The following is a 22307-nucleotide window of genomic DNA, read 5'->3' as shown; positions in this document are numbered from 1 at the left end:
CTACGATTTGGGCTGTGGACTTTCCGGAGCTGGCCGCCCGCACCCGCCGGTTCAGCCACGGCGCGCCGCGTGCTGTCTCCGTGGCGGAGGACGGCTCCCGCGTGATCTTCCTGCGCTCCGGCGGCCCGGAGGACCCGGCGGACGCGCTCTGGCTGCTGGACGTGGCCACCGCCGAGGAGCGGCTGGTCGCCGACCCGGCCACCCTGCTGGGCGCCGACGGTGACTCCCGGGCGCTCTCCCCCGGCGAGCGGGCGCTGCGTGAGCGGCTGCGGCTCAGCGCCGCTGGCATCGGCTCGTACGCGCTGGACGCCGCCGGTCGGGTGGCGGTGTTCGCGCTCGCCGGCCGGCTGTTCCGGGCCGACCTGGTGCACGGCGACGTGGTCGAGGTGGCCACCGTCGGGCCGGTGCTCGACCCCCGGCCGGACCCGACCGGGCAGCGGCTGGCGTACGTGACCGACGCGGCCGAGGGCGTCCGCCGGGGCGAGCTGCGGGTGATCGACGCCGACGGCACCGACACCCTGCTGGCCGGCGAGGACGCCGGTGTGAGCTGGGGGTTGGCCGAGCACATCGCGGCCGAGGAGTTCGGGCGGTTCCGGGGCTACTGGTGGGCGCCGGACGGCGGCTCGGTGCTCGCGGCCCGGGTCGACGAGTCCCGGCTGGACCGCTGGCACCTGCACGACCCGGCCGAGCCGGCGAGCACACCGACCGCCGTCGCGTACCCCCGGGCGGGTGGGCCGAACGCCGAGGTCAGCCTGCACCTGCTGGACCTGGACGACGGCTGGGTCGACGTGCACTGGGACCGGGAGACCTACCCGTACCTGACCGGGGTCAGCTGGGCCGAGGGCAGCCCGCTGATCACCGTGCTGCGCCGCTCGCAGCAGCACGGGCTGGTGCTGGCGGTGGACCCGCGGACGGGTGAGACGCAGGTGCACGCCGAGCTGGCCGATCCGCGCTGGGTCGAGCCGATCGCCGGCACCCCGGCCCACCTGCCGGACGGCCGGGTGCTGGTCGGTGGGGAGCTGGCCCACGACGGGTACGACGCCCGGTGCCTGTTCGCGGACGGCACCCTGCTCACCCCGCCGTCGCTGTACGTACGACGGGTGGTGGGTCGGCTGCCGGCCGCCACCGGCCCGGCCGACCTGCTGGTGGAGGCGAGCGATGGCGAGCCGAGCGAGCGGCACCTGTTCCGGGTCCGCACCACCATCGGCGGTGGGGTGGACGCGCGTCGGCTCACCACCGACTCCGGCTGGTACACCGCCGCGGTGGGCGGGGACGTGCTGGCCGTCGGCGTCGCGTCGCTGGATCACGCCGGGGTGCGCTGGACGGTGCGCCGTGGCAATCAGGAGATCGCCGAACTGCGCTCGTTCGCCGCCGCCCCGCCTTACTCCCCGTTGCCGCTGCTGGAGCGGGTGACCGACCGGCGGCTGCCGGCGGCGGTGCTCTACCCGGACAACCACGTGACGGGCCGGCGGCTGCCGGTGCTGCTGGACATCTACGGCGGCCCGGGGCACCAGGAGGTCGTGGCGGCGCGGGCCGCGTGGCTGGAACGGCAGTGGTGGGCCGACGCCGGGTTCGCGGTGGTCACCATCGACAATCGGGGTACGCCGGGCGTGGCGCCGTCGTTCGAGAAGGCGATCCACCGGCGGGTCGCCGACGTGATCCTGACCGACCAGATCGACGCGCTGACCGCGCTCGCCGGCAAGCACCCAGACCTGGACCTGGGCCGGGTGGGGGTGCGCGGTTGGTCGTTCGGCGGGTGGCTGGCCGGGTTGGCGGTGCTGCGCCACCCGGAGCTGTTCCGCTGCGGGATCGCGGGCGCCCCGGTGACCGACTGGGCGCTGTACGACACCGCGTACACCGAGCGTTATCTGGGGTTGCCGGAAGACGGCCAGGACATCTACGCGCACCATTCGCTCGTCGAGTTGGCCGCCGAGCCGGTCACCAGCCCGGACCAGGCCCGCCCGTTGCTGCTGGTGCACGGCATGGCCGACGACAATGTGGTGGCCGCGCACACGCTCCGGCTCTCCGCCGCCCTGCTGAGCACCGGCCGGCCACACGCCGTGCTGCCGCTGACCGGGGCCACCCACCTGGCCGCGAACGGCACCGCCGAGCGACTGCTTCCCCTGGAGCTCGACTTCCTCCGCACCCACCTACGGTGATCAGTCGTCGATGCCATCGCGTGGCCTTGTCCGACTGATCGTCAGTCAAGGGCGGGTCAGGGACCTCAGCTTGTCGCTGATGTCGATTTGGAAAGTGATCTGCATGTCTTCGTACGGGGTGAGTGAGACCCAGCCCACCGGTCCACCCCTCGTGTCGTAGCGATGGCCGTCCGCGACCAACTGGCAGGGCAGGTCGCCCTTTTCCAGGTCGGCGAGGAACACGTCGGCCCGCACAATGTCCCGGCCCTCAGCGTCGGGGAAGGTGAAGGTCGTCACGCGGTACAGCAGCATGTAGCGCTTGTGCAGCCCGAGGTCGAGGATTTTCCGAAGCCTCTGGACCGGGTCTTTCTCGACCCCGAGGTATGGCTCGTAGCCGTACTGGCTGGTCACCTTGAATTCGTTGGTGCCGAATGGTCCCTGCAGGCCGGTAATCCACAGGCCGCGGACGAGCCAGCCCGGCGGCACGGCGAACCTGCTGAGGGTCGACCCGGGATTGTCCACTATCCGCTCCGGCGCTCCGGCCTCGATCGTCGCCGCGATGTCGACGTTTCCGCCCTTGTCCGGGCTGTTGTAGCTGTCCAGGACTCGGCTGGTGTGGTCGAACCAGATGAACTCCGGCCGCGGGTCCAGCGTCCGGGCGCACGATGCCTTGCCGACGCCCTTCTTTGGAACCTTCGCCACCGCGGCGGCGAGCGCCGCGCGCCGTTGCTCGAAGCGGGGCTGGTACTCCTTGAGCACCTCTCTCATCGACCCGTCGATCCGCTGCGGCTCGCTCTGCCCGCCCGCGTCGCAGCCGGTGAACAGCATCGCGGCCAGGACCGCCACCGTGCTCAGAACGGCACCGTTCCACCTGTCACAGCGCATCGAAGCCCCCTTGACGCCCTCGCACCCCACCAGTGTGCCCGCTCGACGACTTCGGCGCCGATGTGCCGACGCTGAGCCTGCTGCGTGCGGTCACCGCCCCTAGGTGCACCAGTGACCTGTCCAGCAGAAACGGAAGGGCCCCTCCCGACGGCGTTGTCGATAGGGCTGCCGTTGCCCGGGCCTACGCGCCTGGCCGCGAACGGCACCGCCGAGCGGCTGCTGCCCCTGAAGCTCGACTTCCTCGGTACCCATCTACCGCGAGGCCGGGCCGGTCGATGGCCCCGCAGTCCTGCTGCTGCACGGATTTCCCACGTCGTCCTCGCAGTTCCGGCACCTGATCCCCCTGCTCGCGGACCGCTACCGGGTGATCGCGCCGGACTTCCCGAATTTCGGCCACAGCGCCAGCCCGGACCGGTCGACATTCGACTACACATTCGCCAACTTCGCCGACCTGATGGACGGTCTGATCGGCCAGCTCGGCGTGGATCGCTGCGCGCTCTACTGCTTCGACTACGGAGCACCGACCGCATACCGACTGGCTCTCAAGGGGCCCGAGCGGGTCAGTGCGCTCATCGTGCAGAACGGCAACGCGTACGAAGAGGGCCTGAGCGAGTTCTGGGATCCGATCAAGGCCTACTGGGCGGAGAAGACCGACGAGCACCGCCAGGCCATCGCGTTCATTCTCAAGCCCGAGACGGTGAAGTTGCAGTACACGCAGGGGGTGCACGACCTCACCCGGCTCGACCCCGACATGTGGACCCACGACGACACGCAGCTCTCCCGCCCCGGCAACGCGGACATCCAGCTGGACCTGTTCTACGACTACGGCAGCAACGTCACGCTGTACCCGGAATTCCAGGCCTTCTTCCGCGACCACCAGCCACCGACGCTGGTCATCTGGGGCCAGAACGACTCCATTTTCCCGCCCGATGGCGCCCACCCCTATCGGCGCGACCTGCCGTCGGCCGAGTTCCATCTGCTCGACACCGGCCACTTTGTGCTGGAGGACAAGCTCGACATCGCTGCGCCGATGATTCACGATTTTCTCGATCGCTCCATTGGTCGTTCCTGACGGCAGGGGACGGCTCGGCCAGTCCGCCGCCTGTTGGCACAGAGCGCGCGCCACACGAGCGGTGCCGCCGTCATCTAGCCGACGTACACGTCGCCTGCACTCCCAAGATCGCGCTCGATCCAGGATCGAGTGGTATTCCGGTGCCAGTTAGCCACTCGATCCAGGATCGAGCGTGACCTTGGACGAAGCGGGGGGGGCATCCGAGCGGGGACAATGCAGCGGTGTCGGATTTCACGAAGCCGCTCGGCTACCGCCTCATCACCGGACCCGACGATGCCGAATTCTGCGCCCGCGTCAGCGGGCTTCTCGATCAGGGCTATCAGCTGCATGGGTCTCCTGCGCTGACGTTCGACGGCGAACGCGTCATCGCCGCTCAAGCGTTGGTGCTGCCGCGCCCCGTCGGCTCCGAGGCACCCGTGGGAAGCGCCAGGTAGAGCCGCCCTGGAACTCGACTTCCTCCGTACCCATCTGGGGTGAACCGTCATGTCCGCAGCACCTGGCCCGCTGCGGCAAGCTGACGATCACCAACGCTCCACGACGGATTGTGACGGACTCTGACGTAATCGACGTCGCAGGTTCTCAGGGGCGTGCGTCGTATTGGGTCCGGGCTTCGAAGACGCGGTCCATGTGCGTCTCCGCCCAGTCCTTGATCGCGATCATGACCGGGAACAGTTCATGGCCGAGCGGGGTGAGCTCGTAGTCGACGCGGACCGGTACCGAGGCAGTGACCGTGCGGGTGACCAGGCCGTCGCGCTCCAGGGTGCGCAGGGTCTGGGTGAGCATCTTCTGGCTGACGCCGGCGATGCGCTGGGCGAGTTCGCCGTGCCGCTGCGGGCCGTCGACGAGCGCTGGGATCACCAGGGCGACCCACTTGTCGGTGAGCCTGCTCAGCAGCTCACGGGTCGGGCACTGTTCAAGGAACGCGTCGTAGTCGCGTTTGGCCTGTTCGCGGCGTTGCGCTGCGGTCGACGTCGCCATTCTTCCCTCCTTTGGTGCCCTAGGCACTTTAAGGTACCTACTTTCTCACAGTGCCGGCGATTCGTACGGTCGTGGTGATCACGAAATCCCACGAAGGAGACGGCGATGCGCGCAGTCAGCTATGCACAGTTCGGAGGGCCGGAGGTCCTGCACGTGGCCGAGGTGCCGGTGCCCGAGCCCGGGCCGGGGCAGGTGCGGGCGCGGGTCGCGGCGTCGGTTGTCCATCCGGTCGATCTGATGGTCCGCTCCGGTCGGTTCCCCGCCCCGTTGCCGACCGGTCTGCCGTACACGCCCGGTTGGGACGTTGCCGGCAGCGTCGACGCGGTCGGCCCGTCGGTCGACGAGTTCACGATCGGCGACGAGGTCATCGGCTTCTCGCCATGGTTGCAAACCACGGCCGGCGCCCACGCCGAGTACGTAGTCCTCGACGCCGCCTGGCTGACCTCCGCGCCCGCCGGCGTCCCCGCCCCCGAGGCGGCGACCCTGCCGACCAACGGCCTCGCCGCCGCCCAGGCACTCGACCTGCTCGCGCTCCCGGCGGGTTCCACCGTGCTCGTCACCGGCGCCGCCGGGCAGGTCGGTGGGTTCGTTCTGGCGCTGGCCCGAGCGACCGGTCTGCACGCCACGGGACTCGCCGGAGCCAACGACCGCGAGTTCGTCGAGTCGCTGGGCGCGGCGTTCCTGTCGCGCACCGACGATCCGACGGGGACGTTCGACGCGGTCGTCGACCTGGCGGTGATCGGCTCCTCGCTGCTGGACCTCATTCGGGATGGCGGCGGCTACGTGGCCGCGTCACCCCCACTTCGCCCGGAGCCGGTGCGCGGAATCCGGACCTTCGCGCTGGAGGTGCTACCGGACGGATCCCGGCTGGGGGAACTGGTCAAACTCGTCACCAGCGGCGACATCCCGCTCCGGGTTGCCGACGTGTACCCCTTCGCCGACGCGGCGGCCGCCCACGACAGGCTGGCCCGAGGCGGCGTGCGCGGCGGCGTGGTGATCGTCCCCTGATTCGCAGCGAAAGCTCGGCTCATTCCACCGCGAGCATGCCGCTCGCGCACGACCATGCTCACAACAACCCGAGGTTGATGGCGAGTGGGGTGATCGTCGGTGGGGCGTCCGGTTCACGGGCGACCTGGGCGACCACGTCCCGTGCCGCTGGCCGGTGGCGGATCTCGGCGGGTGCGATGCTGTGGGCCCGTAACAGGACCCGGGCCGCGTTGGCGGGGTCGCTCGTCTGGAGGTAGGCGCGCGCCGCGTCGATCAGATGCGCGGCGCGGTGCTCGACCGGCAGCCACCGCCACCCGTCCCGCCCGATCGCCTCCTCGTGCCGGGCGACCGCCTGCGGCCCGTCGCCCAGCTCTACTGCGGCGGCGACCCGCGCCAGCTCGACGGCCGTCGGCCCGAACGCTGTCCGGTGATGGTCGTGCCCGTCGCCCACCCGAGCGGCCAGCTCGACGGCCTCGTCCAGCAGATTTTCGACCATCCGGTCGTCACCCGCCCTGGCCGCGATCAGGGCGGCCTGCACGAGCAGCGATCCGCGCAGCGACAATTCCTGCGGCGTGCCAGCGCCCGGATCGGACGGGCCGATTTGGGAGGCGGCGGCCAGCATCACCGGTCGTGCCCGCGCGGATGCCCGCAGCACCTGGCCCAGCTGCACCGCCGCGCAGGCCAGCAGCACCGGGTCACCGGCGGCGGCGGACATCGCCCGGTCAGCGGCCAACCAGGCGAGGCTCCCCTCGTCCAGCTTGACCAGCAGCCCGGCCGTCACCCGATACGCCTCCACCACCGCTGCCCGCCCGGTCTCCGGGTTCTGCGCATGGGCGCGATGAACCTCGGTCACCAACGCGGGCAGCAGCTCGACCAGACGCGGATACCGGGCATGCTGGAAGGTCATCCACGCGTGCCGCACCTCCCGAGCCAACCGATCGGGCGACATCACCTCCCGGCCCGTCGGGCGACCAAAAGCCATCTCGTACGCCGACAGCGCCGCCCGAATCCGCGCGACGCCCTCGCGACGCTCGGCCACCCCGGCAGGCTGGACATCACGACCGAGCAGCGCTGCGGCGTCAACCCTCAGCACCGCCGCGATTTCCCGGATGGTCGACACCCGCTCCAGGGAACGGACCCCGCGTTCGATTTTGTCCACCCAACTCTTCGACTTGCCCAACCGATCCGCGAACGACTGCTGCGACAACCTCCGCCGCACCCGCAGGTAGGCCACCCGCCGACCGATCGGCACCGGATCACCGCTCACCACGCCACCGCCGATCCGGCAGTGCCCGAGTCGTCTCCTCCACCGGTATCCGCTCCGCCTCGGCCTGCGCGAGCAACCGGCGCTTGGCTGTCTCCCGTTCGACGGCGTCGAGCTGCTCGCCCTGACTGACCGGCTTGTCGTCAGAATTGGCATCATCACCTCCGCTGCTGCGGCGCATCGGCAGGCTCAGCCGTCGCGTGCTGTCCACAATGCCGCCGAGCTGTCGCCATTCGCGACGGCACAGAGTGCGACATTCCGAGCACATTCATGGCGACATTGAGGCGACACATCGCTATTGTGGCGAACATGAATGCCCCGAACACCGCCCTACGCGCGGTCCGCACCGGGATGCGCATGAGCCAGGACGACTTCGCCCGCGCGCTCCAAGCCGCTGGCCGTCGCGTCGGCGAGCCCAACGACGCCAACAAGAGACTCATCCAGCGCTGGGAGTCTGGCGCGATAGCCGCACCGCGGCCCGTGTACGCCCGCGCCTTGGAGGTCGTCACCGGCCTGCCGGTCTCGCTGCTCGGCTTCGCCGCGATACCCGACGGCCATGTCGTCGATGACCAACACGGTGGTCACGACCTGACCTCACCCATGTCCAGCCTGGCTACGCCAACGCCGAAGCCGCTCGCGGTCCACGGGTCGTACGAGGGCGTCTGGCTCAGCCGCTACCAATACCATTCCAGCGGCCGGGGAAAGTCATTCGCCGGCCAGCACTTCGTGGTCGTGCTTCAGCACGGCGACCGACTGACCGTGCGCAGCCTGCCCGGCTCGGCGGCATCGTCGCTGTCGCTGGATCTCACCGTGGACGGTGCCGTGGTCACCGGCACCTGGGTGGAGCAGACCGATCACGCCGGCTACTACCGGGGAGCCCGGTACCACGGCGCAATCCAGCTACTGGTGGAGCCGACCAGCCGACGGATGGCCGGGAAATGGGTCGGATTCGGCAAGGACATGGACGTCAACACCGGCCCGTGGGAGCTGACCTTCCGAGATGCTTCCACGTCCAAGGCCACGCTCGACCAGTACAACACTTCGCCGGAGTAGGGCACTTCACCAACACGTCTACTACAAGCGTAGAGCCAACAGAAGGTTGTACACGGGCTCATGCGCTGACTGTTCAGCAGGAACACAAGGGTCCCCTCCCGACGACACTGTCGGGAGGGGACCCTGCTTGGCTGCGACGCGACTTACGGCTTGACGTGCGCGTTCACGAACGACGGGTAGCCGAAGACGCTGGAGATGAAGACCCCGCCAGCCTTGGACCCGTGCACGTTGTAGGCCACGTCGACGAAGAGCGGCACCACCGGTGCGTGCTCCTTCATGATCCGCTCGTCGAGCTTGGCCCACTCCGGGCCCTGGTCGCCCGCGGGCAGTGCCAGGATGCGATCCATCTCGGCGTTGATCGTCGGGTCGTTGAAGTAGGACTGGTTGCTGTTGCCCTCGGCCTTGATGGTGCGGCCGTCGTAGAGCACGGGCAGGATCGACGCCCCGCTCGGCCAGTCGGCCGCCCAGTTACCGAGGTACAGGTCCCAGGGGTTGTCCTTCTTCTTGATCTCGTCGAGCTTCGCGTCGTCCGAGATGTTCCGCAGCGTGATCTTGAAACCGGCCCGCTCCAGGTTGGCCTTGAGCTGGGCGCCCTGCTGCTGCTCGGTCGAGTTGTCGGCGACACCGAGGACCAGCTCGGGCGTCTGCCCACCGAGCAGTTCCTTGGCCTTGTCGACGTTGCCGTTGGGGCCCGCCGGGTACGCCTCGTACGCCTTGTAGCCGATGGTGGCCGGCGGCATCAGCGTGGTCAGCGGTGCGGCGACGGTCTGACCGCCGAGCGCCTTGACCATCCCCTCCCGGTCGATGGCGTAGTTGAGCGCCTGGCGGACCTTCAGGTCCTTGACCCGCTGGTTGTTGATCACGAGCTGGTTGGCGCTCGGCGTCGGCGAGAGGATGGTGCGGGACTTCAGCGCCGCGTCCCCGGCCACCTTGGCGACCAGCGAGGCGGGCACGGCGTTGAAGGCGAGCGCGCTCTGGTCGGCGCCGTTGTCGGCGATCACCCGGTTGTTGGCGGCGTCCGCCGTCGGGCCGAAGCTCCACACGAACTGGTCCGGATACTGGTGCCGCACCGGGTCGGTCTTCGCGTCCCAGTTGGGGTTGCGGTCCAGGGTGAGCTGTACGCCGGTCTGGTTCTTGGCGATCTTGTATGGGCCGGACGAGAACGGCTGCTTGTCCAGGTCGACGCCGGTGTCCTTGTCCGCGGGGAGCGGCGCGGTGGTCGGCAGCGAGACCGCGAACGGCAGGTCACAGCGGGGCTTGGCGAACTCGAAGCGCAGCGTCTTGTCGTCCGGCGTGGTCAACCCGGGCGGCAGCGACGTTTTGTTCTTCTTGAAGTCCCACTTGGTGTCGAACTGCGGGGTGTCGGCCAGCCACTCCTGGATGTATGTCGGGCCGCCGGAGAGGTCCGGGTCGAACGAGCGGGCGATGCCGTACGCGATCTCCTTGGAGGTGATCGGGCGACCGTCCTCGAACTTCACCCCATCCTTGATCTTGAATTCCCAGACCTTGCAGTCGGAGTTGACGTTGGTGCCCGGCGTCTCGGCCAGGTCGCCGACGAGAACCAGGCCGCCCTTGCCGTCGTCCTTCCAGGTGGTCAGGTAGCGGGCGAAGAGCGGATTCGCCATCAGACCGGCGAACGAGTACGTCCGCTGCGGGTCCAGGTGGGAGATGGGCGTCTCCCGGATGATGGTGAACGTGCCGCCTTTCTGGGCGCCGCTCACCTCTGCCGCCGGGCCCTGGGAGTCCTTCGGGTCGGTCGCGATGACCCCGGTCTGCTGCCGGGTGGTGTCCACCGTGGTGCCCTCGCCCGTGTTCTCCGAGCACGCACCCAATGCCACAACCAGAGCGATCGCGCCGCCTGCGGCGGCCGCCACGCGTGGTCGCATGAAGTACCTCCTTCATCAATGTGCCGTGCGGTCCGTCGGGGCGAGAACCGCCGACGTCTCGAGGATCGTAAAGAAGAAAACCTACGAATTGTGTAACAGTTGTCGATAAATTTCGCCGCTGACCCGGGGTGGTCGACACCCCGGTCGGCCGCTGGTTCAGCGCAGCCGGACCCGCGGGTCGATGGCCGCGTAGAGCAGGTCCACCAGCACGTTCGCCAGCACCACGAAGACGGCCGCGATCAGCACGGTGGCCATGATGGTGGGCAGGTCGCCGGAGCGCACCGCGTCCACCGCCGTGCGACCCAGCCCCTGAATGCCGAAGGTGGTCTCGGTGATGACGGTGCCACCGAGCGCGCCGCCGACGTCCAGGCCGGCGATCGTGATCACCGGCGTGATCGCCGCGCGCAGCGCGTGTCGCCCGTACACCGTGCGTTTGGCCAGGCCCTTGGCCCGCGCGGTACGGACGAAGTCCTCCGACAGCGTCTCCAGCATCTGCGCCCGGGACAGTCGGGCGTAGATGGCCGAGAAGAGGAAGGCGAGCGCGACCCAGGCCAGCACCAACCCACTGGCCCACTTCGCCGGACTGTCGAAGATCGAGGTGTAGCTCGGCACCGGCAGCAACCGCAGGTTGTAGACGAACACCAGCAGCAGCACCGCGCCCACGAAGTAGAGCTGCAACGAGGCGCCGGTCAGCGAGAAGCCGATCGCCATCCGGTCCAGCCAGGTGCCCCGCCGCAGCGCCGAGACCATGCCCAGACCCACCCCGAGCAGCAGCCAGAGGATGGCCGCCGGGATCACGATGCTCAGCGTCACCGGCAGCACCCGGGCGATGGTGTCCGAGACCGCCTCGTTGGTGACGTACGACCAGCCCAGGCAGGGCGCGTCACACCGGCCGCCCTGGGCGCTGCCCAGGTCCCGCCCGGCCACGATGCCCTTCATGTAGCCGGCGTACTGGCTGATCAGCGGGTCGTTGAGGCCCAACTCGGTCCGGACCCGCTCCAGCCGCTCCGGATTGCAGTTCTTCGGGCACATGCCGGTGACCGGGTCACGCGGCAGGGCGAAGAACATCAGGAAGGTCAGCACGCTCACCGCGAAGAGCGTCAGCGTGGCCGAGAAGAGCCGCTTGATCAGGAATCGCGCCATGGGAAACCCCTACCGGGACGACTTCGGGTCGAGCGCGTCACGCAACGCGTCGCCGAAGAGGTTGAAGGCGAACACCAGAGCGAAGATCATGATGCCCGGGAAGAACACGTACGCCGGGTCGGTCTGGAGGAAGTCCAGACTGTCGTAGATCATCCGGCCGAAGCTCGGGGTCTCGTCGCTGAGGCCGACACCGATGAACGAGAGCGCGGCCTCGCTGGTGATGAATTGCGGCACCGCCAGCGAGAACGAGACCAGGATCGGCGCCCAGATGTTCGGCAGCAACTGCCGGAAGACAATGTGCCCCAGCCCGGCGCCGCTGGCCTTGGCCGCCTCCACGAACTCACGCTCGCGCAGCGCGATCACCTGCCCGCGCACCAGCCGAGCGGTGCTGGTCCAGCCGAAGATGGCGAAGACGGCGATCAGCACACCCACCCCGAAGGCGGCGGACACCTGCCCCCGCTCGCCGTAGAAGCGCAGCGCCAGGGTGGGGGTGAGCGCCAACGCGATGATCAGGAACGGCATGGCCAGGGTCAGGTCGGTGATCCAGGTGACCACCGCGTCGAGCCAGCCACCCAGGTAGCCGGCGAGCGCGCCGAGCACGATGCCGATCGTCGCGGTGATCAGGGCCGCAGCGAACGCGATGAACAGCGAGGTCCGTAAGCCGTAGATCAACCGGATGAAGATGTCCCGACCCAGGTTCGGCTCCAGGCCGAACCAGTGCTCCCCGGTGACGCCGCCGGCGTAGCCCAGCGGCATGCCGAAGCCGTCGAGCAGGTTCTGGAACTGCTCACGTGGGCCGATCCCGTAGACCATCTCGATCAGCGGAGCGGCGAGCCCCAGCAGCATGAAGAAGATCAGCAGCATCCCGCTGACCATGGCCGTCCGGTCGCGCCGCAGCCGGAGCCAGGCGAGCTGGCCGGGCGAGCGACCGACGACACCCTTCACCGCGGGCCCGCCCGCGTCCACGCTGGACTCGATGTCGGCCAGCGCCACACCCTCCACCGGGGACAGGCTCACGGCGACACCTCCTCGACGATCGCGCCTGCAGCATCCCCTCCGGGTGCCCCTTCCGCTTCCGGGCTCGCGCCCACGGCTTCCGGGAAGTGACACGCGGTGGCCTGGTTGCCGCCGTCGCGCGGCACCAGCGCCGGCTCCTGGGTGGCGCAGATGTCCTGCGCCTTCCAGCACCGGGTGCGGAACCGGCAGCCCGACGGCGGGTCGAGCGGGGTGGGCACGTCGCCGGTCAACCGGATCCGGCCGCCGGGGCCGAGCCGGGTGACGTCCGGGATCGCCGAGAGCAACGCCCGGGTGTACGGGTGCTGCGGGCGCTCGTAGATGTCCGCCCGGTCACCGATCTCCACGATCCGCCCCAGGTACATCACCGCGACCCGCTGACAGAAGTGCCGGACCACGGCCAGGTCGTGGGCGATGAAAACGAACGCCAGGCCGAGGTCCCGTTGCAGGTCCCGCAGCAGGTTGACCACCTGCGCCTGGATCGAGACGTCCAGCGCGGAGACCGGCTCGTCGGCGACGATCAGTTTGGGCCGCAGGGCCAGCGCCCGGGCGATGCCGATGCGCTGGCGCTGGCCACCGGAGAACTCGTGCGGGTACCGGTTGTAGTGCTCCGGGTTCAGCCCGACCAGTTCCAGCAGCTCCTGCACCCGGGCCTTGATCCCGCCCGGCGGCTTGATCCCGTTGACCTGCAGGGGCATCGCCACGATGCGGCCCACGGTGTGCCGGGGGTTCAGGGAGGCGTACGGGTCCTGGAAGATGATCTGAAGGTCCTGGCGCAGCGGACGCAGCTCGCGCCGGCCGGCGTGCGTGATGTCCCGCCCGGCGAACTCGATGCTGCCGGCGGTCGGCTCCAGCAGCCGCACCAGCATTCGACCGGTGGTGGTCTTGCCGCAGCCGGACTCCCCCACCAGGCCGAGCGTCTCGCCCGGGCGCACGTCGAAGTCGAGCCCGTCCACCGCCTGCACCAGACCGGTGGCGCGCAACCCCTGGCGTACCGGGAAGTGCTTCGTCAGGCCGCGTACCCGCAGCAGCGGCTGATCGCTCATCGGGCCACCCCCACGGATGCGATGTCCTCGGCGTAGAGCGTGGTGCGCTCCTCGGCGGTCAGGTGGCAGGCGACCAGGTGGCCGTTCGTGCCGGCTTCGCCGGCTGCGCCCGCCGGGCGCAGCTCGGGCACCTCGGTGCGGGCCCGGCCGCCGGGGCGCTCCGCGTACCGGCAGCGCGGGTGGAAGGCGCAGCCGGACGGCAGGTTGATCAGGCTGGGCGGGTTGCCCCGAATCGGCAGGAGGTCCGCGTCCGCGTCGCCGTGCAGCGACGGCACGCTGGAGAGCAACCCCCAGGTGTACGGGTGCTGCGGCGAGCGGAGCACCTGCTCGACGCTGCCCCGCTCCACGGCTCGACCGCCGTACATCACCAGCACCTCGTCGGCGACCTGGCCGACCACGCCGAGGTCGTGCGTGATCAGGATGATCGCGGAGTGGAACTCGGCCTGAAGGTCGGCGAGCAGGTCCAGGATCTGCGCCTGCACGGTGACGTCCAGCGCGGTGGTCGGCTCGTCGGCGATCAGCAGGGCCGGGTCGTTGACCAGCGCCATGGCGATCATCGCCCGCTGGCGCATGCCGCCGGAGAACTCGTGCGGGTACTGGTCGAAGCGGCGCACCGGCTGCGGGATGCCGACCCGGTCCAGCATGTCCACCGCCCGCTGGCGGGCCTCTCGCCGGCTGACCTCCGGGTGGTGCACCCGGTACGCCTCGGCGATCTGCCGGCCGACCGTGTAGTACGGGTGCAGCGCGGAGAGCGGGTCCTGGAAGATCATCGCCATGTCGCGGCCGCGCAGCCGGCGCACCTCCTCGTCTCCGAGGCCCACCACCTGCCGGCCGCCGACGGAGATCTCGCCGGTGATGGTCGTCCGCTTGGCGTCGTGCAGGCCGAGGATGGCCAGCGAGGTGACGCTCTTGCCGGAGCCGGACTCGCCGACGATGCCGAGGGTGCGACCCCGCTCGACGGCGAACGACACCCCGTCGACCGCACGCACCACGCCGTCCTCGGTGTCGAACCGCACCCGCAGGTCGGTCACCCGCAGGTAGGCGCCCTGGTCGGAACGCTGCCCCGGCACGGTGGGACGGTCGTCCGGCTCCCCGGACGGCGCCGGATCCGAGCTGTCCACGGCCGCCTCCCTCAGTGACGAAGAGAACTTACAGGAAAGTCCCGAGGGTGAAAATAAGCTACAAAGTCGGCACCTGTCAGCGGGCCCGAGCGTAACGAGTCGGCATCGGCCCTGAACACCCCTCACCTCGCCATCCACGGCCATTCATGTCGCGCTCACACGTCGCGTGCGACGTCGGTGGCGGGACGCCAGCTGCAATGGGCAGGTGATGCCTGCCGGAATTCTTGGCCACCCGCTGTCCTGGACCGAGTCGGATTACCTCGCCCTCGGTGTCACGGCGTGCCGGATCGAACTCCTCGACGGCGGACTGCTCATCGGCCCGCCGCCGGCCGTCCGGCACCAGGTGATCGTCGGTGCCCTGGCAGCGGCCTTGGAGCCCGGATGCGCAGCGGCAGATCGCTGCTGAAGCCGCACCTCTACGCCGCCGCAGGAATCGAGTGGTACCTGCTCATCGAGCAGGAAATCCTGACCCTGCACCTCTATCAACGGCAGGGTGCCCACTACGTAGAGCGGTCTACGACCAAGGCTGGCGAGGCGCTCGAGCTGACCGAGCCGGTGCGGGCCACCCTCCGGCCCGAGGAACTTCTCGCCTGACGGACGTCGGTGGGCTGGCCTAGGGTCGGTCGCATGACCGAGTTCGACGCGGCCACCGCCGCTGTGCAGGCCGCCCTCGACGCGGGCGCGCGGTACGCCGACGCGCGGGTGATGCACCGCCGCTACGAGTCGATGACCGCGCGCAACGGCGACGTGGAGGAGCTGACCCAGGACGAGAGCATCGGGATCGGCGTCCGGGCGCTGGTCGGGGCGAGCTGGGGCTTCCACGCCGTACCCGATCTCTCGGCCGCCGCCGCCCGGGACGCCGGCCGGCGCGCGGCCCGGATCGCCACGGCGAGCGCGCGGGTGCCCGGCCCGCCGGTCGACCTGGTGCCGGTCGAGGCGGTCACCGCGAGCTGGGCCTCGGGCTGCCAGATCGATCCGCTCGGGGTGCCCCTGTCGGACAAGGGCGACCTGCTGGTCGGCGCGACCCGCACGATGGCCGAGCACGGCGCCGACCTGGCCGAGGGGCTCTACCAGATCTGGGACACCGCCAAGTGGTTCGTGTCCAGCGAGGGCCACCGGATCGACCAGCGGATCCGCGAGTGTGGCGGCGGCATCTCGGCCACCTCGATCGGTGACGGCGAGACGCAGCGCCGCTCCTGGCCCAGCTACCGGGGGCAGTACGGCACCACCGGTTGGGAGCTGGTCGAGTCGCTCGACCTGGCGGCCCACGCCGCGCAGATCGCCGAGGAGTCCCGGGCGCTGCTCACCGCGCCGCCCTGCCCCGCTGGCGAGACGGATCTGATCCTCGGCGGCGAGCAGTTGGCCCTGCAGATCCACGAGTCGGTCGGGCACGCCATCGAGCTGGACCGGATCCTCGGCTGGGAGGCCGCCTTCGCCGGCACGTCCTGGCTGGACCTGGCCCAGCTCGGTTCGCTGCGCTACGGCTCCGAGCTGATGAACATCACCATCGACCCGACCATCCCGGGCGCGCTGGGCAGCTTCGGCTTCGACGACGAGGGCTCCCCGGCGGTCAAGCGGGACGCGGTCCGCGACGGGCGGTGGGTGGGAGTGCTCGCCGGCCGGGACTCGGCCGCCATGGCCAGCCTCGACTACGGCGGCAGCGTACGCGCCGACGGGTGGGCCCGGCTGCCGATGGTGCGGATGACCAACGTGGGCCTGGAACCCGGCCCGCACACCCTGGACGAGATCATCGCGGCCACCGACGACGGGGTGCTGATGGACCTCAACCGGTCCTGGTCGATCGACGACAAGCGCCTCAACTTCCAGTTCGGCTGCGAGATCGGCTGGGAGATCAAGAAGGGTCGGCGGGGGCGGATGCTGCGCAACCCCACCTACACCGGCATCGGCCCGCTCTTCTGGCGCTCGATGGACATGCTCTCCGGCGAGACGGTGCCCTGGGGGACGCCCAACTGCGGCAAGGGTCAGCCCGGCCAGACCGGGCACACCGGCCATCCGGCCGCGCCGGCGCGCTTCCGCAACGTCCGGGTGGGGGTGTCGGCGTGAGTGCGAGGAGTGAGCCGGGTTTGCGAGCCCCGCAGTCGCGAACGGAAGAGGTGCCGGCGTGAGCGCGAGGAGTGAGCCGGGTTTGCGAGCCCCGCAGTCGCGAACGGAAGAGGTGCCGGCGTGAGCGCGAGGAGTGAGCCGACGGAGCTGGAGCTGGCCGGGCAGGTCATCGAGTTGGTCCGGCGCCTCGGCGGCCGGGCCGCGCAGGCCGAGGCGGTGGTGACCCGCGCCGACCTGGCGCTGACCCGGTTCGCCAACTCGGCCATCCACCAGAACGTCGCCGAGTCGACCGTCGGAATCCGGCTGCGGGTGCACGTCGACGGACGGACCGCCGCTGGCAGCGGCAGCGTCGTCACCGCCGACGGGCTGGGCGCGCTGGTCGAGCGCACCCTCGCCGCGGCACGGCTCTGCCCGCCCGACCCAGCGTGGCCAGGGCTGGGCCCGCCCACGCCCACGCCGCCCGCCCCGCCCGTCGACGAGGCCACCGCGCACGCCGAGCCGGATCAGCGGGCCGACCGGGTCCGCGCGTTCGTGGCCGCCGCCGGGGGTCTCAGCACGGCTGGCTACTGCCGCACCGCGCACCGCTCGTCGGCGTTCGCCAACTCGGCTGGGCACACCGCTCACGGCCGCTCGGTGGAGGCGGCGATGGACGGCATCGCCCGCCAGGCCGGCGCGGACGGGGTGGCCCGGCGCTGCGCCGACCGGCTGTCCGACATCGACGGAGCCGAGCTGGGCGGGCACGCCGCGGCGAAGGCCCAGGCTGCGGCCGACCCGATCGAGCTGCCGCCGGGGCGCTACGAGGTGGTGTTCGAGCCGGCCGCCGTGGCGGACCTGCTGCAGAACTTCTCCTGGTACGGCTTCAACGGCAAGCGGTACGCCGAGCGGCAGTCCTTCGCCGAGCCGGGGGCGGACCAGTTCGACCGGGCGGTGACCCTGGTGGACGACCCGCTGGGCGCGTCGGGGCTGCCGTTCGACGCCGAGGGCACCGGCCGGCGGGCGCTGACCCTGGTGGAGGCGGGCACCACCCGCGCGGTGGCGCACGACCGGCGCACCGCCGGCGAGGCGGGCGCTGAGTCCACCGGGCACGCGGTCGCGGGCGGTGCCACGTGGGGGCCGATGGCCCGCAACCTGCGCCTGTCCGGTGCGGCGGCCGGCCCGGCCAGCGCGGTGGGCCGGAGCACCACCGGCGCGGCGGCCGGCGCCGTGGTCGACTCGGACACCGCCGCGCTGGTCGCGGGCGTACGCCGAGGGCTTCTCGTCACCGACCTCTGGTACACCCGCGTGCTCGACCCGAAGAGCCTCGTCGTCACCGGGTTGACCCGCAACGGCGTGTGGCTGGTCGAGGACGGCACGGTCGTGCGGGCGGTCCGCGATCTGCGGTTCACCGAGTCGTACCCGCGGGCGCTCGGGCCGGGCGCGGTGCTCGGGCTGGGCGCGCGGCCGGTACGCCAACCGGACCGGGTGGACGGTGCCTGGTGGGCGGCGCCGCCGGTGCGACTGGCGTCCTGGCACTTCACCGGGGGCGCCTCCGGCTGAGCGGGCGGGCGGACAGTGACGTTCTCAACAACCGCGTCAATGACCCGCGTACCAGGGCTTTTCCGCAGGTCGGACACACGGGACGGTCCCTTGCGCGGACGGCTCGTAGAGATCGGCGTAACGTGTGTCACTTAGCTGCGCCGGTCGATCCGGCGGGGTTGTTGGTGTGCGCATGACGTGGCAGCGGGTGCGGGTTCGCCGGTCCGCGTGCCGACCGGAGAAGATCAGCCCGCCCGTACGGGCCCGTCGAGGAGACGACTCGAATGACATCAACGGCAACGAGGCCGCGGGGAGCGCGGGCGCGCGCCGCCATCGCGGCGAAGACGTTGCGTACCGACCGCTGGTGGTTCGCCCCGCTGATCACCGTGATCGGGCTCAGCGCCTGGGTCGCGTACGCGACGGTCCGGGTGTTCATGCACAACAACTACTGGGTGCCGGAGTATCACTACCTGACGCCGTTCTACTCGCCGTGCATCACGGAGCGGTGCGTCGAGGGCGCCGCGCACTTCGGCCGGTTCCTGCCCGGTTGGTGGATCATCCCGGACGCCGCGCTGACCCTGCCGTTCCTGCTGCTGTTCCGGCTCACGTGCTACTACTACCGCAAGGCGTACTACCGGTCGTTCTGGCTGTCCCCGCCGGCCTGCGCCGTGCCGGACGGTCACGCCGAGTACGGCGGTGAGACCCGGTTCCCGCTGCTCGGCCAGAACCTGCACCGCTACTTCTTCTACGCCGCCGCGATCATCTCGCTGATCAACACCTGGGACGCGATCCTCGCCTTCCACTCGCCGAAGGGCTTCGGCTTCGGGCTGGGCAACATCGTCCTGCTGGTCAACGTGGTGATGCTCTGGGCGTACACAATCTCCTGCCACTCCTGCCGGCACATCATCGGCGGGCGGCTCAAGCACTTCTCCAAGCATCCAGTGCGCTACCGGGCCTGGACCTTCATCTCGGCGTTGAACGTCCGGCACATGCAGCTCGCCTGGATCACCCTCGGCACGCTCGCGCTGACGGACTTCTACATCATGGCGATCGCCGCGGACTGGTTCCCCGACCTGCGGTTCATCAACTAAAGGGCCCCCGACATGACCACTACCACGCGAATCGAACGACACCACTACGACGTCGTCGTGATCGGGGCCGGCGGCGCCGGCCTGCGCGCGGCGATCGAGGCCCGGCTCGCCGGCAAGAAGACCGCGATCATCTCCAAGTCGCTCTTCGGCAAGGCGCACACGGTGATGGCCGAGGGCGGCGCCGCCGCCGCGATGGGCAACGTGAACAGCCGGGACAGCTGGCAGGTGCACTTCCGCGACACCATGCGCGGCGGCAAGTTCCTCAACAACTTCCGGATGGCCGAGCTGCACGCGAAGGAGTCGCCGCAGCGGATCTGGGAGCTGGAGACGTACGGTGCGCTGTTCGACCGCACCAAGGACGGCAAGATCTCTCAGCGCAACTTCGGCGGCCACGAGTACCCCCGGCTGGCGCACGTCGGCGACCGGACCGGTCTGGAGCTGATCCGCACCCTCCAGCAGAAGATCGTCTCGCTCCAGCAGGAGGACCACCGGGAGTTCGGCTCGTACGACGCCCGGATCAAGGTGTTCTCCGAGACCACCATCACCGAGCTGCTGCTGGACGGCGACCGGATCGCCGGCGCGTTCGGCTACTACCGGGAGTCCGGCGAGTTCGTTCTCTTCGAGGCACCGGCCGTGGTGCTGGCGACCGGCGGCGTCGGGCGCTCCTACAAGGTCACCTCGAACTCGTGGGAGTACACCGGAGACGGGCACGCGCTGGCGCTGCGCGCCGGGGCGACCCTGATCAACATGGAGTTCCTCCAGTTCCACCCGACCGGCATGGTCTGGCCGCCCTCGGTGAAGGGCATCCTGGTCACCGAATCGGTACGCGGCGACGGCGGCGTGCTGAAGAACTCCGACGGCAAGCGGTTCATGTTCGACTACGTCCCCGACGTCTTCCGCAAGCAGTACGCGGAGACCGAGGAGGAGGCGGACCGCTGGTACACCGACCCGGACAACAACCGGCGTCCGCCGGAGCTGCTGCCGCGCGACGAGGTGGCCCGCGCGATCAACAGCGAGGTCAAGGCCGGCCGGGGTTCCCCCGCCGGCGGCGTCTTCCTGGACATTGCCAGCCGGCGCTCGGCCGACGAGATCCGGCGGCGGCTGCCCTCGATGTACCACCAGTTCAAGGAACTGGCCGACGTCGACATCACCGCCGAGCCGATGGAGGTCGGCCCGACCTGCCACTACGTGATGGGCGGCGTCGAGGTGGACCCGGACTCCGGTGCCGCCTTCGGCCACGTACGCGGGCTCTTCGCCGCCGGTGAGGTCTCCGGCGGTATGCACGGCTCAAACCGGCTGGGCGGCAACTCCCTGTCCGACCTGCTGGTCTTCGGCAAGCGGTCAGGTGGGCACGCGGCCAGCTACGCCGACGGGCTGGCTGCCCGGCCGAAGGTGGCCGTGGACGCGGTCGAGGCCGCGGTGGAGACCGCCCTGGCCCCGCTCCAGCGGGACACCGGCGAAAACCCGTACACCCTGCAGCAGGATCTCCAGGCGGTGATGGGGGATCTGGTCGGGATCATCCGCCGGGAGGGCGAGCTGGCCGACGCACTGGCCCGGCTGGCGGAGCTGCGCGAGCGGGTGGCCAAGGTGAGCGCGGCCGGCGGCCGGCGCTACAACCCCGGGTGGCACCTGGCACTGGACCTGCGCAACATGCTGGTGGTCTCGGAGTGCACCGCGAAGGCGGCGCTGGAGCGGCAGGAGTCGCGCGGCGGGCACACCCGGGAGGACTATCCGGCGATGGAGCCGAAGTGGCGGCAGGTGAACCTGGTCTGCGCGCTGAACGGTGACACCGTGCAGCTGACCCGCAAGCCGCTGCCGAAGATGCGGCCGGAGCTGATCAGCCTCTTCGACCGGGCGGAGCTGGCCAAGTACCTCACCGACGAGGAGCTCGCCGATTTCGACGCCCTCGTCGCCGACGCTGGAGAGGCGGACAACCGATGAGCGCGAAGCGTCAGTTCCGGATCTGGCGGGGCGACGAGACCGGCGGGGACCTGCAGGACTACATGGTCGAGGTGAACGAGGGCGAGGTCGTCCTCGACGTCATCCACCGCTTGCAGGCCACCGACGCGCCCGACCTGGCGTGCCGGTGGAACTGCAAGGCCGGCAAGTGCGGCTCCTGCTCCATGGAGATCAACGGCAAGCCGCGGCTGGGCTGCATGACCCGGATGTCGACCTTCGGTGACGAGGAGACCGTCACGGTCACCCCGCTGCGCACCTTTCCGGTGATCCGGGACCTGGTCACCGACGTCTCGTTCAACTACGAGAAGGCCCGGGAGACGCCGGCGTTCACCCCGCCGGCCGACGTGGCCCCGGGCGACTACCGGATGCAGCAGGTCGACGTCGAGCGCTCGCAGGAGTTCCGCAAGTGCATCGAGTGCTTCCTGTGCCAGACCGTCTGCCACGTGATCCGCGACCACGAGGAGAACAAGCAGGCGTTCTCCGGGCCGAGGTACTTCATCCGGGCCGCCGAGCTGGACATGCACCCGCTGGACACCCGGACCGACCGCAAGGAGTACGCGCAGGCCGAACAGGGCCTCGGCTTGTGCAACATCACCAAGTGCTGCACGGAGGTCTGCCCCGAGCACATCAAGATCACTGACAACGGGATCATCCCCATGAAGGAGCGGGTCGTCGACCGCAGGTACGATCCCCTTGTGTGGCTTGGTAGCAAGATCTTCCGCCGGGGCGAGACGCCCCAGACCAGCGTGACCACCGCCCGTCAGGGCTCGGCGACGCCGCCGGGTACGAGCCGGGGCGGTACGCACTCGCACGCGGGTGGTTCGCACGACCCGCAGGCCGAGGCGCAGGCGCAGAGCGGCGTCAACTGGCACCGGGAGGTGCCGCACCCGACCGCGCCTGCGGTCGACGACCGGGGCCGGCTGCCGCTGACCGAGCTCACCTTCGACCGGGCCGCCGCGCCGTCGCCGTTCGGTGACGACGTGACCTTCCCGCTGCCTCCGGAGCACCTCAACTTCGCCCACCCGGAGCAGGACGACAAGCACTGAGCACGACCACCAGGACGGGGGTCACCGGCACTTGCCGGTGACCCC

The 22307-nt window shown here is 70.2% G+C and carries 20 protein-coding genes; 11 read left to right on the top strand and 9 right to left on the bottom strand.

Going from position 1 to position 22307, the window contains the following annotated elements:
* The first annotated feature begins 14 nt into the window (after positions 1–14).
* Positions 15–2159 (top strand): prolyl oligopeptidase family serine peptidase, encoded by a 2145-nt coding sequence (locus tag KBX63_RS32545; RefSeq protein WP_210917985.1) that lies wholly within the window; start codon positions 15–17, stop codon positions 2157–2159.
* A 45-nt stretch (positions 2160–2204) separates the two neighbouring features.
* Here KBX63_RS32545 and KBX63_RS32540 read toward each other — a convergent pair whose 3' ends face one another.
* Positions 2205–2984: a hypothetical protein gene (locus KBX63_RS32540; protein ID WP_210917984.1), complete on the bottom strand. Its 780-nt coding sequence runs from the start codon at positions 2982–2984 to the stop codon at positions 2205–2207.
* Between the two features lie 289 nt (positions 2985–3273).
* Here KBX63_RS32540 and KBX63_RS32535 point away from each other — a divergent pair, with 289 nt between their 5' ends.
* Positions 3274–4095 (top strand): alpha/beta fold hydrolase, encoded by an 822-nt coding sequence (locus KBX63_RS32535; RefSeq protein WP_210918008.1) that lies wholly within the window; start codon positions 3274–3276, stop codon positions 4093–4095.
* Between the two features lie 221 nt (positions 4096–4316).
* Complete coding sequence (locus tag KBX63_RS35740; protein ID WP_210917983.1) at positions 4317–4529, top strand: DUF1737 domain-containing protein; 213 nt, start codon at positions 4317–4319, stop codon at positions 4527–4529.
* A 145-nt stretch (positions 4530–4674) separates the two neighbouring features.
* Here KBX63_RS35740 and KBX63_RS32525 read toward each other — a convergent pair whose 3' ends face one another.
* Complete coding sequence (locus tag KBX63_RS32525) at positions 4675–5073, bottom strand: helix-turn-helix domain-containing protein (RefSeq protein ID WP_210917982.1); 399 nt, start codon at positions 5071–5073, stop codon at positions 4675–4677.
* 105 nt (positions 5074–5178) lie between these two features.
* Here KBX63_RS32525 and KBX63_RS32520 point away from each other — a divergent pair, with 105 nt between their 5' ends.
* Positions 5179–6081, top strand: coding sequence for an NADP-dependent oxidoreductase (locus KBX63_RS32520; RefSeq protein ID WP_210917981.1), 903 nt, complete (start codon positions 5179–5181; stop codon positions 6079–6081).
* A 58-nt stretch (positions 6082–6139) separates the two neighbouring features.
* Here KBX63_RS32520 and KBX63_RS32515 read toward each other — a convergent pair whose 3' ends face one another.
* Together KBX63_RS32515 and KBX63_RS36575 are read right to left on the bottom strand one after the other, a co-directional pair.
* Positions 6140–7327: a helix-turn-helix domain-containing protein gene (locus KBX63_RS32515; RefSeq protein ID WP_307871920.1), complete on the bottom strand. Its 1188-nt coding sequence runs from the start codon at positions 7325–7327 to the stop codon at positions 6140–6142.
* Complete coding sequence (locus tag KBX63_RS36575; protein WP_307871919.1) at positions 7317–7535, bottom strand: hypothetical protein; 219 nt, start codon at positions 7533–7535, stop codon at positions 7317–7319. The genes KBX63_RS32515 and KBX63_RS36575 overlap by 11 nt, the downstream gene beginning before the upstream one ends.
* Before the next feature lie 98 nt (positions 7536–7633).
* Here KBX63_RS36575 and KBX63_RS32510 point away from each other — a divergent pair, with 98 nt between their 5' ends.
* Positions 7634–8377: an XRE family transcriptional regulator gene (locus tag KBX63_RS32510; protein ID WP_247663800.1), complete on the top strand. Its 744-nt coding sequence runs from the start codon at positions 7634–7636 to the stop codon at positions 8375–8377.
* A 143-nt stretch (positions 8378–8520) separates the two neighbouring features.
* On the opposite strand, the gene KBX63_RS32505 is transcribed toward KBX63_RS32510, so the two are convergent.
* The 5 genes from KBX63_RS32505 to KBX63_RS32485 form a co-directional block, all read right to left on the bottom strand.
* Positions 8521–10263 (bottom strand): ABC transporter substrate-binding protein, encoded by a 1743-nt coding sequence (locus KBX63_RS32505; RefSeq protein WP_210917974.1) that lies wholly within the window; start codon positions 10261–10263, stop codon positions 8521–8523.
* Positions 10264–10419: 156 nt separating this feature from the next.
* Positions 10420–11406 carry an ABC transporter permease gene (locus KBX63_RS32500; RefSeq protein WP_210917972.1) on the bottom strand — a complete coding sequence of 329 codons (987 nt, stop codon included), beginning with the start codon at positions 11404–11406 and terminating at the stop codon, positions 10420–10422.
* Between the two features lie 9 nt (positions 11407–11415).
* A complete protein-coding gene (locus tag KBX63_RS32495) occupies positions 11416–12423 on the bottom strand; it encodes an ABC transporter permease (protein WP_210917969.1) in 1008 nt (335 codons plus the stop codon).
* The gene (locus tag KBX63_RS32490) at positions 12420–13466 is read right to left on the bottom strand and encodes an ABC transporter ATP-binding protein (RefSeq protein WP_247663799.1); all 1047 of its coding nucleotides are present in this window, start codon (positions 13464–13466) and stop codon (positions 12420–12422) included. Before KBX63_RS32490 ends, KBX63_RS32495 begins: the two co-directional genes overlap by 4 nt.
* Entirely contained in the window at positions 13463–14536 is a 1074-nt protein-coding gene (locus KBX63_RS32485) for an ABC transporter ATP-binding protein (RefSeq protein ID WP_210918007.1), read from the bottom strand. The genes KBX63_RS32490 and KBX63_RS32485 overlap by 4 nt, the downstream gene beginning before the upstream one ends.
* Positions 14537–14968: 432 nt before the next feature.
* Between KBX63_RS32485 and KBX63_RS36570 the strand changes: the two genes are divergently transcribed.
* The 6 genes from KBX63_RS36570 (at position 14969) to KBX63_RS32455 (ending at position 22262) form a co-directional block, all read left to right on the top strand.
* Positions 14969–15181, top strand: coding sequence for a Uma2 family endonuclease (locus KBX63_RS36570; RefSeq protein ID WP_307871918.1), 213 nt, complete (start codon positions 14969–14971; stop codon positions 15179–15181).
* A 33-nt stretch (positions 15182–15214) separates the two neighbouring features.
* Positions 15215–16651 carry a TldD/PmbA family protein gene (locus KBX63_RS32475; protein ID WP_210917967.1) on the top strand — a complete coding sequence of 479 codons (1437 nt, stop codon included), beginning with the start codon at positions 15215–15217 and terminating at the stop codon, positions 16649–16651.
* A 120-nt stretch (positions 16652–16771) separates the two neighbouring features.
* Entirely contained in the window at positions 16772–18187 is a 1416-nt protein-coding gene (locus KBX63_RS32470) for a TldD/PmbA family protein (protein ID WP_210917965.1), read from the top strand.
* 263 nt (positions 18188–18450) lie between these two features.
* Positions 18451–19257, top strand: coding sequence for a hypothetical protein (locus tag KBX63_RS32465; protein WP_210917963.1), 807 nt, complete (start codon positions 18451–18453; stop codon positions 19255–19257).
* Positions 19258–19269: 12 nt separating this feature from the next.
* Complete coding sequence (locus KBX63_RS32460) at positions 19270–21198, top strand: fumarate reductase/succinate dehydrogenase flavoprotein subunit (protein ID WP_210917960.1); 1929 nt, start codon at positions 19270–19272, stop codon at positions 21196–21198.
* Entirely contained in the window at positions 21195–22262 is a 1068-nt protein-coding gene (locus KBX63_RS32455; protein WP_210917957.1) for a succinate dehydrogenase/fumarate reductase iron-sulfur subunit, read from the top strand. The genes KBX63_RS32460 and KBX63_RS32455 overlap by 4 nt, the downstream gene beginning before the upstream one ends.
* Positions 22263–22307 lie beyond the last annotated feature (45 nt).

This window comes from Micromonospora sp. U21 (assembly GCF_018070045.1).
Classification (GTDB): domain Bacteria; phylum Actinomycetota; class Actinomycetes; order Mycobacteriales; family Micromonosporaceae; genus Micromonospora.
This window is presented reverse-complemented; position numbering and strand designations above follow the sequence as displayed.

What these genes read in the sequence shown, in the direction of transcription:
- KBX63_RS32465 (WP_210917963.1), top strand. Translation starts at nt 18,451, where the DNA reads ATGACATCAACGGCAACGAGGCCGCGGGGAGCGCGGGCGCGCGCCGCC.
- KBX63_RS32510 (WP_247663800.1), top strand. Translation starts at nt 7,634, where the DNA reads ATGAATGCCCCGAACACCGCCCTACGCGCGGTCCGCACCGGGATGCGC.
- KBX63_RS32475 (WP_210917967.1), top strand. Translation starts at nt 15,215, where the DNA reads ATGACCGAGTTCGACGCGGCCACCGCCGCTGTGCAGGCCGCCCTCGAC.
- KBX63_RS32525 (WP_210917982.1), bottom strand. Translation starts at nt 5,073, where the DNA reads ATGGCGACGTCGACCGCAGCGCAACGCCGCGAACAGGCCAAACGCGAC.
- KBX63_RS32500 (WP_210917972.1), bottom strand. Translation starts at nt 11,406, where the DNA reads ATGGCGCGATTCCTGATCAAGCGGCTCTTCTCGGCCACGCTGACGCTC.
- KBX63_RS32455 (WP_210917957.1), top strand. Translation starts at nt 21,195, where the DNA reads ATGAGCGCGAAGCGTCAGTTCCGGATCTGGCGGGGCGACGAGACCGGC.
- KBX63_RS36570 (WP_307871918.1), top strand. Translation starts at nt 14,969, where the DNA reads ATGCGCAGCGGCAGATCGCTGCTGAAGCCGCACCTCTACGCCGCCGCA.
- KBX63_RS32460 (WP_210917960.1), top strand. Translation starts at nt 19,270, where the DNA reads ATGACCACTACCACGCGAATCGAACGACACCACTACGACGTCGTCGTG.
- KBX63_RS32505 (WP_210917974.1), bottom strand. Translation starts at nt 10,263, where the DNA reads ATGCGACCACGCGTGGCGGCCGCCGCAGGCGGCGCGATCGCTCTGGTT.
- KBX63_RS32520 (WP_210917981.1), top strand. Translation starts at nt 5,179, where the DNA reads ATGCGCGCAGTCAGCTATGCACAGTTCGGAGGGCCGGAGGTCCTGCAC.
- KBX63_RS32490 (WP_247663799.1), bottom strand. Translation starts at nt 13,466, where the DNA reads ATGAGCGATCAGCCGCTGCTGCGGGTACGCGGCCTGACGAAGCACTTC.